This is a genomic window from Ignavibacteriota bacterium, assembly GCA_016708125.1.
Taxonomy (GTDB): domain Bacteria; phylum Bacteroidota; class Ignavibacteria; order Ignavibacteriales; family Melioribacteraceae.
Genome location: JADJGF010000001.1, coordinates 4,155,656 through 4,168,895, shown reverse-complemented (window position 1 = coordinate 4,168,895; position 13,240 = coordinate 4,155,656). Strand labels below are relative to the sequence as shown.

16 protein-coding genes are annotated in these 13,240 nt (G+C 30.9%); all 16 read left to right on the top strand.

The window, feature by feature from the left end; genetic code table 11:
• Window positions 1-522: 522 nt before the first annotated feature.
• Window positions 523-1,212, top strand: coding sequence for a hypothetical protein (locus IPH62_17855; protein MBK7107141.1), 690 nt, complete (start codon window positions 523-525; stop codon window positions 1,210-1,212).
• A gap of 102 nt (window positions 1,213-1,314) precedes the next feature.
• Window positions 1,315-1,695 carry a hypothetical protein gene (locus IPH62_17850; protein MBK7107140.1) on the top strand — a complete coding sequence of 127 codons (381 nt, stop codon included), beginning with the start codon at window positions 1,315-1,317 and terminating at the stop codon, window positions 1,693-1,695.
• A 519-nt stretch (window positions 1,696-2,214) separates the two neighbouring features.
• Window positions 2,215-2,913, top strand: a complete 699-nt coding sequence (locus IPH62_17845) for a nucleotidyltransferase substrate binding protein (protein ID MBK7107139.1) — start codon at window positions 2,215-2,217, stop codon at window positions 2,911-2,913.
• A gap of 252 nt (window positions 2,914-3,165) precedes the next feature.
• Window positions 3,166-3,336 carry a four helix bundle protein gene (locus IPH62_17840; protein ID MBK7107138.1) on the top strand — a complete coding sequence of 57 codons (171 nt, stop codon included), beginning with the start codon at window positions 3,166-3,168 and terminating at the stop codon, window positions 3,334-3,336.
• Window positions 3,337-3,347: 11 nt separating this feature from the next.
• Window positions 3,348-3,611, top strand: a complete 264-nt coding sequence (locus IPH62_17835) for a GIY-YIG nuclease family protein (GenBank protein ID MBK7107137.1) — start codon at window positions 3,348-3,350, stop codon at window positions 3,609-3,611.
• 34 nt (window positions 3,612-3,645) lie between these two features.
• Window positions 3,646-3,801, top strand: coding sequence for a four helix bundle protein (locus tag IPH62_17830; GenBank protein MBK7107136.1), 156 nt, complete (start codon window positions 3,646-3,648; stop codon window positions 3,799-3,801).
• Between the two features lie 82 nt (window positions 3,802-3,883).
• Entirely contained in the window at window positions 3,884-4,654 is a 771-nt protein-coding gene (locus IPH62_17825) for an ImmA/IrrE family metallo-endopeptidase (protein MBK7107135.1), read from the top strand.
• Between the two features lie 172 nt (window positions 4,655-4,826).
• Complete coding sequence (locus tag IPH62_17820) at window positions 4,827-6,023, top strand: hypothetical protein (GenBank protein ID MBK7107134.1); 1,197 nt, start codon at window positions 4,827-4,829, stop codon at window positions 6,021-6,023.
• A 209-nt stretch (window positions 6,024-6,232) separates the two neighbouring features.
• Window positions 6,233-6,403 (top strand): four helix bundle protein, encoded by a 171-nt coding sequence (locus IPH62_17815; protein MBK7107133.1) that lies wholly within the window; start codon window positions 6,233-6,235, stop codon window positions 6,401-6,403.
• 11 nt (window positions 6,404-6,414) lie between these two features.
• Window positions 6,415-6,678, top strand: coding sequence for a GIY-YIG nuclease family protein (locus IPH62_17810; protein MBK7107132.1), 264 nt, complete (start codon window positions 6,415-6,417; stop codon window positions 6,676-6,678).
• A 34-nt stretch (window positions 6,679-6,712) separates the two neighbouring features.
• Complete coding sequence (locus tag IPH62_17805; protein ID MBK7107131.1) at window positions 6,713-6,895, top strand: four helix bundle protein; 183 nt, start codon at window positions 6,713-6,715, stop codon at window positions 6,893-6,895.
• A gap of 40 nt (window positions 6,896-6,935) precedes the next feature.
• A complete protein-coding gene (locus IPH62_17800; GenBank protein ID MBK7107130.1) occupies window positions 6,936-8,633 on the top strand; it encodes an O-antigen ligase family protein in 1,698 nt (565 codons plus the stop codon).
• Window positions 8,626-9,660: a GDP-L-fucose synthase gene (locus IPH62_17795; protein MBK7107129.1), complete on the top strand. Its 1,035-nt coding sequence runs from the start codon at window positions 8,626-8,628 to the stop codon at window positions 9,658-9,660. The genes IPH62_17800 and IPH62_17795 overlap by 8 nt, the downstream gene beginning before the upstream one ends.
• A gap of 151 nt (window positions 9,661-9,811) precedes the next feature.
• Window positions 9,812-10,957, top strand: a complete 1,146-nt coding sequence (locus IPH62_17790) for an adenylyltransferase/cytidyltransferase family protein (GenBank protein MBK7107128.1) — start codon at window positions 9,812-9,814, stop codon at window positions 10,955-10,957.
• A gap of 165 nt (window positions 10,958-11,122) precedes the next feature.
• On the top strand, window positions 11,123-11,491 hold the full coding sequence (locus IPH62_17785; protein ID MBK7107127.1) for a four helix bundle protein: 369 nt from the start codon (window positions 11,123-11,125) through the stop codon (window positions 11,489-11,491).
• 71 nt (window positions 11,492-11,562) lie between these two features.
• Window positions 11,563-12,765: a GDP-mannose 4,6-dehydratase gene (gene gmd / locus IPH62_17780; protein ID MBK7107126.1), complete on the top strand. Its 1,203-nt coding sequence runs from the start codon at window positions 11,563-11,565 to the stop codon at window positions 12,763-12,765.
• The last annotated feature ends 475 nt before the right edge of the window (window positions 12,766-13,240 follow it).

Below are 13,240 nucleotides of genomic sequence, written 5' to 3'. Positions count from 1 at the left end.
GTTTACGACTGAGAAATCTTTTTTTATTATTTTTTATAAGAAACAAAACGCTTTAACTTTTCTAACATTAATTACTTTGAAAAAAGAAATTTTGCCATAGAAAATTTTTTTAATTAAAAACGGCAAAATGCGGGAAAAGAAAGTATATGAGTATGAAAAGATAGAAGTTAGTAGTAAGAAGTAAGGAGTCAGTAGGATGGAGTTGTGGAAATTAGAAAAGAGTGAAGAAGAAAATAAAAGCAGAAATCAGAATACAGAAATCGGAATGCATGCCGGTAGTTGAAGGAACAGAAAAAAAAGGGAATGAACAGCTATTGAAAAATATTTAATAAATGCATGTTAAATTTAGCCTCATTCCGTTAGCTAACGGATTAGCTTGAGTAACATGACATGAGTTTCCAAATATAGTTCTATGCAAATTAATATTACAAGAATCATTTAATTTAGGAGGGTTAGACATGATACATACAAACTATTTAAATCACAATTATCTAAGGAAACGGATGAAAAATAGGAGTAATTTTGGAAAGAGTATCTGTCGAATCAACTAATAGAATTGAATTTAAAAATGAAATCGCTACTAGCGAAGAAATATTTTTTGAACTAAATATTATTTGTAAAAATAAAAATACACTTAATAGACTAACCTATTTTACATTAGGAAAAATCTGGTATTATTTTGAAGCAAATAGTATGCATGGAAAAACTGAAAAGGACATTCTTCAAGATATTTTTCAAAAGTTCATAGAAGGTGAACGGACTTGGAATAAAGTTAATGTTAGGACTTTTGAAAATCAATTGATCATGGCTATTGTTAGTGAAATGAGAAATGAATTTCATAAAAACTTAAGAAAATTAAATAAGCTTACTGAATATGAAAAGCCGAAAGCCCTCGTTGAATTCAATCTTGACGAAGATGAAAAACTAAATGAAAAATATTTAGAGGATAAAAAATCTTTATTAGATATTGAGACACAAAATGAGGAGTCTATATTTAATAAATGTATTGAAGACGAAATAGTAGAAATTAAAAAAATATTGGAAAATGACGTAAATGCATATTTTGTTTTGGAAGAAATTTTAAATGGTGAGACAAAAGATATTCCAATTTCGCAGACATTAAAAATTGAAATTGAAGAAGTAAGAAATGCTAAAAAAAGAATTAGAAGAGCAGCAGGAAAAGTAAGAAAACGTGGAAACGGAAAGACGTGAAGAAGTGAAAACGTAAAGACGTGAAAACGGCAAGACGGGATGTAAAAAATCAGAAATCGTGAAAATAAAAATTTTATAAAAATAAAAATTTGAAAGGATGCTATGAATAATAGCCGAGTAGATAATTTTATTAATTTTTTATATGAGGATACACCGGAAAATAATAAAATTATTGATGAAGAATTAAAAAGCGCCGGTATTGATACCGTGCAGTTTCAAAAAAAAATGCTGGATTTGTTAGAAATTAGAGAAAGAGATCTGAAATATGAAAAAGGGAGAAAGCTGAAAAAACTTTTTGAAAAACTTAAAGAAAGGATTAAGACTTCGGAATTCGGAATTCTAGAACATAGTAAAAATTATCCAACTGCTTTGGCTTTTAGGAACATGGAAGATAAACTATCCGATCAAGAAATTGACAGCATATTAAAAGATGAAATATTGCTGGAAGAGTTGGCTAAAGAACTAGAAAAAAATAGTGACTAGTGACTGGTGAATAGAAAAAATTGAAGACGGAAGGCGGATAACAGAAAACTTAAAAAACAGTACGTAGTTCTTGGTTCGAGGTTAGAAGCAGGTTAACTGAAAAATCAAAAAAATAAGTCTGAATATATAAAAAAATAAAAAAAAGTGCGTGATTTTTAGATTGTGGTGTGTGGTTAAAGAAAATGAAAATTGAAAAATTTGAAGACGGGGGACGGAATTCGGAAGGCTGAGTACGGAAGGCAGATGACGGAAAACTTAAAAGACAGTTCTTGGTTCGAGGTTTGAGTCAGGTTAACTGAAAAATCAAAAAAATAAGTCTGAATACATAAAAAATAAAAAAAAGTGCGTGATTTTTAGATCGTGGTGTGTGGTTAAAGAAAATGAAAATTGAAAAATTTGAAGGCGGTGGACGGAATTCGGAAGGCGGTGGACTGAGGGCGGAAATTGGAAGCTGATAGATGAAGAATCGATACAATATTAAGAATTTAATAAATTAACTTTTATTTTGATGGAGAAGTTATGCAGAGTAATAAAGCTGCTATAATCAAAGAAGTAACATCAATAATTTTAAAATATGCAAAACCCGTAAGAATTTACCTTTATGGTTCCGAAGCAAACGGCGAATCAAAATTAACTAGTGATATTGATATTGCATTCGATGATGAAAAATTTAAAGATATGCATATAATTAAAGAGGAAATTCAAAATATAAATACGCTTTTAAAAGTTGATGTAGTAAATATTTCAAAAACGGAAAAAAGATTTAAGAATCGAGTTGAAACAACCGGTAAAGTAATTTATAGTTCCACAAAAAGGTTAAGGGCTGAGGACGGACTTTATAACTTTAATAATGCTTTGGAAAAATTTATTGCAGTTATAGAAATGGAGAATGAAATCAAAGCTCAGGGATTTGAAGATATGTATTTGGACCTTATTGTTAAAAGATTTGAATTTACTTTTGAAATGGGATGGAAAGCCTTAAAAAGATTACTTGAATTCCTTGGTTTTGAAGCCAAAAGTCCAAGAATGGTTTTTCAGGAAGGATATGCTCAAGGTTTAATTAAAGATGAAGCCGTTTGGTTAGATATGATTGAGCAAAGAAATTTAACTAGTCATGTTTATGACGAATACCAAATAAAAGAAATACTAAATAAAACTGAAGATTATCAAAAGGCATTCAAAGAACTAAAAGCAGTAATTGAGGAAAGCTTAGAATAATACTCGGAAATTAGTAGCTAGTAAATAGTGAAGGGTGATGAGTGATTAGTGAATAGACCGTTAGCTAACGGGTTGGTGAATGGTGAAAAGAAAGATTGAAAGCAGAGGACGGAAAACAAAAAAAAACAGTTCTTTGTTCTTGGTTCGAGGTTGGAAGTAGGTGAACTGAAAAATCAAAAAAATAAGTCTGAATACATAAAAAAAATAAAAAAAAGTGCCTGATACGTAGATTTTAGTGCGTGATTAAAGAAAATGAAAATTGAAAAATTTGAAGATATAGAATCATGGAAAGAAGCAAGAATATTAGTTAATAATATATACAACGCAACTAATAATAATAAATTTTCAAAAGATTTTGGGTTAAAAGATCAAATCCAAAGAAGTGCTGTTTCTGTAATGGCTAATGTAAGCCCAGTCAAATAAATCAATATTTTATGAGTGAATTTTATTTTACATATGTATTAAAAAGTGAAAAAGATAATAAGTTTTATACTGGTTATACACAAAATATTGATTTAAGATTTGAGCAGCATAATAAAGGTCTAGTTAAATCAACATCTGATAGAAGACCTTTGAAATTGATTTATTACGAAGCTTGCTTGAACCAATCGGATGCTCTTCATCGAGAGAAATATCTTAAAACATGTTACGGCAAAATGTTTTTGGGGAATCGACTCAAATCTTATTTGACGGGGTAAAGAAGGATTTGATAGTGGAACAAATAAATCATTTATTCAATTTTTGAATTATTCGTATAGATCCGCGTCTGAAGTACAAAGCCTTTTATATGTTGCTTCAGATTTAAATTACATAGATTATGACGAATTTTCTAATATGTATGATCATGTTTCAAAAATAAAAAAAATGATTGGCGGGTTTATTAAATAACTTAAATCAACAATTAACTAAACACCAAGCACTAATTAACCAAGCACCAATCCGTTAGCTAACGGACTAATTAACTATTTCTTTGAATCCATCTGCCAACGCATTAAATATTTTAAAAGATTACGGTATTAAAAAACCGGGTGATCTTAATCTGGAAGATATTTCATTTGCCGAGAATCTAATTATTGATGAAGAACCGATGGAAAATGCTTTGGGTCGTATCCAATTTAAAAAGGGACTGGCAATAGCTAAAATAAACAGCAATATAATAGAAAAAGGACAAAAACGTTTTACTTTAGCACACGAAATGGGGCATTATTTTAACGAAAGGGAATTAAGGGAAAATGATCTGTTTACTTGCTTGAACGAGGATATAAATTCTTTTAATTCAAATAAGATTTGGGAAGCAAATGCAAATGAATTTGCATCTGAACTTTTAATGCCATCTGAATGGTTTAAAAAGTTTACCGGAAGAAGAAAATTAAATTTTGATCTCATTAAAGACACCGCCGGATATTTTAATGCTTCACTTACGGCAACCGCAATAAAATATGCAAATATTGGCTCAACTCCCAGTGCAGTAATTATGAGTAAAGGGGAAAAGGTGATCTGGCACTGTAAGAATGAGTATTTTCCGTTAAAATGGATACCTAAAAATTACAAAGTAGATAGAAAAAGCAAGGCATATAAATTCTTTGCAAAAAATGAAATTGATGAAAATGATAATATTGTAATGGCTAATACCTGGTACGAAGATACACGAGGACGAGACGATCTTTATTTATGGGAACAAAATGTTTTTATGAGTAACTATAATTCTGTATTAACATTATTATGGCAATTTGAAGACTAAATTCATTATTTCTTTTCAATTTTTTAAATCATTATTTCTTAATTCATAATTATTAATTTTTTTTTTGATTTCCCTAATTCTTAATCCTGAACTTTTTCCTTTTCATTTTTGTCTTTTTCCTTTTTCCTTTATTTCTGACTACTGACTACTGTTCACTAATTACTGTTGTTAAATGCCAATTTCAAAAGAATACCTTAAAAATACTTTCTTAATCGCTTTATCGTTTATATTGTTAAAATCATTTAACTTGGTTCTGCCTTATTTTCTAAACGAATCAGAATACAACGAATTCAATAAAGTTTTTTATTATGCATCTTTAATTTCAACGATTGGTACTTTTGGATTTACTTATGCAATTACACAAATTAATTTTACTCCTTTTATTTTAGCTGGATTAGTTTTTATCAATATTGTTATAAGCTTCATTTTGGTTAATGCATTTTCCGGAATTGATGTTTCGCTATTTAATATTTTAAACATTGCAATTATTTCTTTTTCTACCATAATATTTAATATTTACAATTTTCAATTATTATTTCATTCCAAAACAAATAAATATTTTTTAACAATTATTATAATCTCCACCGGATATTTTTTAGCGCTTTTGTTTAGTCTTTTACTCAAAACAAATATTCTCTTTTTATATGGAGCTTTTGGACTACTGGCAGTTATTCTATGTCTTAAATATTTTGAATTAGGTACTATAAAAGATATAAATGAGGTAAAAGATTTTTATAAAATCGGCGCTTCAACTTTTATTATAAATTCTGCGGCTGGAATGGTTTTAATGGCTGATAAATTTTTTGCTAATAATCTATTTAACATAAAACTGGCAAATGCTTACACATTTTCTTGGGCTATTATTGCGCCAATTTTTTACTTGGGCAACGTTGCCGAGAAAAATATTTATGCCGCTTCCGGTAAAAGCGAACTTAAATCGGCGATTATTAATTCTTTGGGCTTAATTACATTAGGTTTGTTTTTTTACTTTATAGGAATTTTATTACTCACAAACTTATTCTCAAATTTGCTTCCAAGCAGTATTGATGTGGGATTATTCAATAATATTGTATTAACTATGTTCGGCGGTTATGTTGCATATATATTTTTACACTTTCCTTTGAATGGCATCTTATTCAAATTTAACTTGCATCGTACCCAAAGAGTAACTTCAATAGCACATATAATTATTTTTGCGGGATTTATTTCAGCTTATTATTTTAATATTATTTCAATTGACGCTGATGATTATTTGGGATTATTTACCTTAGTTATTGCAATGCTTATTCTGCTTTCATTAAGTAAAATTATATCAATCTTGATTCTTCAAAGAAAAGAGGTTTTGGAATTTCTAAAAAACGGTGATTAGTGAAGAGTAAAGAGTAACAAGTGAAGGGTAAAGGTTAAAAGTTCTTAGTTCTTGGTGCGTAGTGAAAGGATTTAATATAGAAAAGATTGAAAACTCCCAACAGAAGCCCGAAAACTTAAAAGAAACAGTTCGAAGTTCTTGGTCCGAGGTTAGAAGCAGGTGAACCGAAAAAACAAAAAAAATTGTGTGATTCTTGATCGTGTTAAAAAATGAAAATTGAAAAATTTGAAAATATTGAAGCTTGGAAAGAATCCAGAGAATTAGTAAAGAAAATATATGAAATTACTAACCAAAATAAATTTTCAAAAGATTTTGGACTAAAAGATCAAATTCAAAGAAGTGCTGTTTCAGTTATGACTAATATAAGCCCAGTCAAATAAATCAATATTTTATGAGTGAATTTTATTTTACATATGTATTAAAAAGTGAAAAAGATAATAAATTTTATACTGGGTATACAAAAAATATTGAATTAAGATTTGAGCAACATAATAATGGATTAGTTCAATCCACTAAAGAACGAAGACCACTAAGATTAATTTATTTTGAAGCATGTCTAAATCAGGCTGATGCTTTACATCGTGAAAAATATTTAAAAACTCATTATGGTAAAATGTTTTTAAAAAATAGACTCAAATCTTATTTGATGGGGTAAAGAAGGATTTGATAGTGGAACAAATAGATCATTTATTCAGTTTCTGAACTATTCATATAGATCTGCATCTGAAGTTCAAAGTTTATTATATGTCGCACAAGATGTTGAATATATAAACGATGTTGATTTTGAGAAATTATATTCAAAAACTTCCCAAATTAAAAAAATGGTTGGTGGTTTTATTAAATATTTAAAATCAACTACAACTAAGCAATAGTTAACTAAGAACCAAGCACTATTTTCAGATTACTATTTTAATGCAACTTAATAAAATCTTTTTAACTAACTCTCTTGTCTTCTCAGGTCTTCTTTTCTCTACCGCAAGGATGATAAGAGGAACAGATAATTTATACATTGTAGCTGTTCTTTCATTTGTTGGCATTTGGATTTTAAATTACAAAACATTTTGGGATTTGCAATTAAAGCACAGTCTGCTTTGGTTTTTACCATGTGGAATTTGGGCAGTAGTTAGTACGTTTTGGTCTTTGGAACCATTCGTTAGTTTTAGTAGAGGATTATTTTATATTTTTATTTCAATGACAGCTCTATTAATTGCATTACTTTATAAAAGTAAATTAAGTGATTTGTTTAGAATTTTTTTTATTCTTAATTCAGCATTTGTTGTTTTGAGTTTTCTCTCCCTAATTAGCGGCATTCCAAGTGATGGATGGACGGCAAATCATGGATTAGGGTTTACTTCAATTTTTCTTCATCAAAACACTTTAGCTGCAGTATTAATGTTTACGCTTATTGGACCGGCTTATTTTTTGTTAGATAATATGGACTTGGTGAAAAGTCAAAAGTCAAAAGTGAAAAGTGAAAAGGCAGAAGGCAATAAAAACATGGATTCCCGCTTTCGCAAGAATGACAATATTAATAGCAATCCCAATGTGGATTTTTTAAAAGATCTAAAAGAAGATGATGATATTCATCAGCATGACAATAATAAAACTCGTCATTCTGAACTTGATTCAGAATCTAAGAGGAATAAAAACCTTGATTCCTGCTTTCACGGGAATTACAACACAAAAGATTCTGTCATTCATGCCGACCGGCAAGCAAGGTCGGCAGGCATAAAGCCGGAATCTAAGACAGATGCTGAACAAAAACATTTCAGCATGACAGAACAAAGGTTTATCATTCTCAAATTGTTCAAGCGGGAATCTATTGTTTACTTTATTATTATTCTCTCAAACCTCTACTTAATCTATCTTTCGTACTCACGTGCAGTAATGCTTGCTTTATTTATCGGCGGATTAGCATTTATTTATTTGTTAGGTACCATAAAATTCAATGTAATATTTACTATTGCATTATTATTGGTAGGGACGAGCATTTTCTTTCTTTTTAATGAAAATATTACAAAATACTTAAAAAAAAGCGGACCTGATTATTTTGCAAGAAGAAATATTCTTTGGGAACCGTCTTATCAAGCGGCATTAAACGGCGGAATATTTGGTTTGGGTTATGGAGTTACTGATCCAACTATTAAATCAAACTATAAAAAAGAAAACAAATTCGGAGAACTTAAACGCGAAAAAGGTAACAGCATATTTGCTTTGATTGAAGAAGTTGGAATAATTGGACTAGTTTTGTTTATATTACCACTTGGAAAAGCGATAGCAAGTTCAATTATTAGTTTTAAGAAATCAGTAATCAGCTTACACTCCGCGGTGAGTAATAAGTCAAGTGTGAAGAACAATCCATCACTCATCACTCATCACTCATCACTAGAAAACCAGGTTTCTGATTCAAGAATATCTAATCTTCCGAACTTCATATCTTCTCAACGTTTTTACGTTTATACGTCTCAACTATTAATACTATCGTTTGTACTTGCCTTTCTCATTCATTCCCAATTTGAGGGTTGGTGGACTGGAATAAGTGGTCTTCCGTTATTATTATTTTTAATATTTACGAATTTATTAACATTTTATAAAATACATTATGAATAACACAAAAATTTACATCGCAGGACATACTGGAATGGTTGGTTCAGCAATTACGCGAAAATATCAATCCGAAGGATATAAAAATATCATTACACGGAATTATCCCGGGTTGGATCTCACAAATCAAAAAGAAGTAAATGACTTCTTTCAAACGGAGAAACCCGAACAAGTGATTGTTGCCGCTGCAAAGGTTGGGGGAATTCTTGCTAACAATACTTACCGAGCTGAATTCCTTTATGATAACTTAATGATTGAAGCTAATATTATTAATTCTGCGCATAAATATGGCGTTGAGAAACTATTGTTTTTAGGCAGTTCTTGTATCTATCCAAAACTGGCACCGCAGCCTTTGAAGGAAGAGTATTTATTAACAGATACTTTAGAATATACCAATGAACCGTATGCAATTGCCAAGATTGCCGGTATTAAACTCTGCGAAAGTTATTATAAACAATATGGCTCAAATTTCTTTTCCATTATGCCGACCAACATGTACGGACCTTTTGATAATTATAATTTAGAGACATCTCACGTACTGCCGGCTCTAATACGTAAAATTCATGAAGCAAAAAAACAGAATTCAGAATTCAGAATTCAGAATTCAGAAGAAAATCAAACACATAAAAACAAAGAACCAAATAACAACGAACAAATTAGCCAAGCACCAAGTACAGTTACTGTGTGGGGAAGCGGTAAACCCAAAAGAGAATTTCTTTATGTAGAAGATTTAGCTGATGCAATTTTTTATCTAATGCAAAAAGTAAATGCCAAAGATTTATATGAAAATGGATTAACTCATATAAATATTGGAACCGGAGAAGATTTAACAATTGCCGAATTGGTTAATGTTATTGCAAAAGTGATAGGTTTTGAAGGTGAAATAAAATATGATTCTTCTAAACCGGATGGAACACCACGAAAACTAATGGATGTTAGCCGTTTGCACAATTTGGGATGGAAACATAGTACGAGTTTGGAAGAAGGAATTGAGAAAGCGTATAAGTGGTTTTTGGAAAATGTGGAAAAATAGAATTAGGAATGCAGAATTAAGAATGTAAAATTAACAACGCAAATCAAAATTAATAACCACAAAAATGTAGCCTCATTCCGTTAGCTAACGGATCAGCTTGAGAAATATAGATAAATCATAATTAAGTAAGCAGCATTTAAAAAAAATCAAGATGCAAAAGAAAGTCTTCGTTTCCGGTTGTTTTGATACTCTCCATAGCGGACATATTGCATTTTTTGAGGAAGCCGCTAAATATGGTGATCTTTATGTCGGACTCGGTGCCGATAAAACAATCTACAACCTTAAGGGACGTAAGACAATTTATAATGAAAATGAACGTTTATATATGATAAAATCTTTACGTTTTGTTAAAGATGCATGGATTAACAGTGGAGATGGAATTATAGATTTCGATAAAGATATATTAAAACTTAAACCTGATATTCTGTTCGTAAATGAAGACGGACATTCGATTGAAAAAGAAAAATTTTGTGAAAAATACGGGTTTGAATATGTAATTAGTAAACGTATTCCGCATGAAAATTTACCGATTCGTTCAACAACATCAATTAGAAAAGAATGCAGCATTCCTTACCGCATCGATCTTGCCGGAGGATGGCTTGACCAGCCCTTTGTTTCAAAATATTATCCGGGTTCGGTTATTACTATTTCAATTGAACCGGAATATGAATTTAATAACAGAAGCGGAATGGCAACAAGTACAAGAAAAAAAGCAATTGACTTGTGGGAATTTGAAATTCCAAAAGGGGATAAAGAGCATTTAGCTAAAATTCTCTTCTGTTATGAAAACCCTCCCGGAGAGCATTACATAAGCGGTTCGCAGGATGCAATTGGTATCGTGATGCCAGGCTTAAATAAACTTGATTATAAATCCGAAGATTATTGGCCTGTTAAAATAACATCCGAACAAAATATAGAAATTCTTAAATGGCTTGAAGATCATATCAGATTAATTAGCTTAAAACCAAGAGAACAAAAATTTAATGTATTGGAAGGAACGGATATAAATTCAGAAAATGCGGAAGCTCTTGCTGTTGCGGCTGATAAACTATGGGATGGGGCTTTAAAAATGGATAAAGAATTGTTTGGTAAAGCTTTTACCGAATCTTTCCATGCACAGATTAAAATGTTCCCAAATATGATCATTCCCGAAGTGTTGGAAGGAATTGAAAAAATAAAAGACAAATCATTCGGCTGGAAATTAAGCGGTGCCGGCGGCGGCGGTTATATTGTAGCATTCATCAAAGAAGAAATACCCAACTCCTTAAAAATTAAAATTAGAAAAGAAATATTCTAAAAAACAGTAGTAAGAAGTAAGAATTTAGAAGTAAGAAGTAGAAAGGATTTAGAAGACAGAAGTAAGACTAAAAAATAAAAAAGACAGAATTAAGAAGTAAGAATAAAAAATAAAAAAGATTGAATTAAAAATTTAGAAGACAGCATTAAGACGTAAGAACAAAATATGGAGAAGGCAAAAGATTTTAAAGATTTGATTGTATGGAAAAAAGCACATGAATTTGTTCTTAAAGTTTATAATATTACAAATACTTTCCCAAAACATGAAATTTATGGGCTAACTTCTCAGTTTCGAAGAGCTGCCATTTCAGTACCGGCAAATATAGCCGAAGGTTTTGTCAGAAAAGGAAAGGCTGATAAATTAAGATTTTATAATATTGCTGAAGGATCTATTCATGAGTGTAAATATTATTTAATTCTTTCAAAAGATTTGGGTTATTACAGCAATAATGAATTTGGATTTTTACTTGAAGAAGTTTCTAAGTTATTAGGTGCCTATATGCAAAGCATAAGAGTTTCTAGTTCTTCCCCTTAATTCTTACTACTTACTTCTTAATTCTTTATAACTATAACTATTTTTTTTGAATTTTATACGAGGCTTATATTTTGAAACGCGCACTCATTACCGGTATAACCGGACAAGACGGCAGCTACTTAACCGAAATCCTATTGGATAAGGGTTATGAAGTCCATGGAATGTTAAGAAGAAGCAGTTCTTTTAACACAAGCAGAATTGACCATCTTTTTAATAATCCGGAAATTTACGGAAAGAAATTATTTCTTCATTACGGGGATCTTGTTGATACGAGCAGCATCCATAGAATGCTTGAAAAAATTGAACCTGATGAAATTTACAATCTAGGTGCTCAAAGTCATGTAAAAGTATCTTTTGAAGTCCCGGATTACACAGCGCAAGTTGATGCACTTGGAACTTTAAGATTTTTAGATGCAATTCGTGAAGAAGGCTTAGAGAAAATAGTTAAATTTTACCAGGCGTCAACATCTGAACTTTACGGAAAAGTACAGGAAATTCCGCAAAGTGAAACTACACCTTTTTATCCGCGCTCGCCTTATGCAGTTGCTAAAATATACGGCTTTTGGATTGTAAAAAATTACCGCGAAGCTTATAACATTTTTGCCAGCAACGGTATTTTATTTAACCATGAAAGTCCAAGAAGAGGTGAAACATTTGTTACACGTAAAATTACAATGGCAGCAGCTAACATTGTTTTGGGCAAGCAAAAAGTTTTAACACTCGGTAACCTAAATGCAAAACGCGATTGGGGCTATGCTCCGGAATATTGTGAAGGCATGTGGAGTATATTACAACACGAAAAAGCAGATGATTTTGTTCTTGCAACTGGAGTAACGAATACAGTTAGAGAATTTATCGAAGTCGTTTTTAATGAATTAGGTATTGAACTTGAATGGCAAGGCGAAAATGAGAACGAAAAAGGAATTGTGAAGACAGTCGACAGTGATAAGCTAGCAAAAATTGTTAGCAGTGATTTAGCGGTCAGCGGTCAGAAAATAAACACTGAACGCCGAACGCTTAAGGCTGGTAATCTGAATACTGAACGCTTGCCACTGAACGCTGCTAAGCTACTTAATTCTTACTCCTTACTCCTTAATTCTGTTATTGTTTCCGTCAACCCCAAATACTACCGCCCAACAGAAGTTGATTTGCTTCTTGGTAATCCGGCAAAAGCTAAACAAGAACTTGGCTGGGAAGCTAATACAAAATGGGATGAATTGGCTAAACTTATGGTTAGAGAAGACTATATAAAAATTCTTAAGAATGTGATCTAGATAAACCAGATAGTTTACAAGTGATGTGTAAAGACTGATAGGTAAGTTAGAAAGTTCGTAGTGCATTGTTTTGTAGTTTTAAGAATTAAGCACTAGCAATTAAAAATTATGAATTAAAAATTATAACTAGAGCTGTAGGGAATGAAAATCTTTCATTCCAAATAAAACCGGTTATTCGATACATACCGGTTAAATTTAAACAGATTGAGTTTTAATTCTAATGTATTTATCGGTATTACTCAGTAACCGTTTAATATTTTCAGATGCCGGTATTGAAAATCAAACCAACATGGCAAAGAGGGTTGTCATTCCATCCGGTAGCTAAAGGAGAAATAATGAATTAGAGAAGTAGTTTGAAAGATGTTTATATTTTGAAGTACTCAAATTCCCAACTTCAAATCTTCTAAACTTCTTTACCCGTTACTGATGACTATTTTTTCATTTATTTCAGTTCACTTATTACAATTCACTTGTC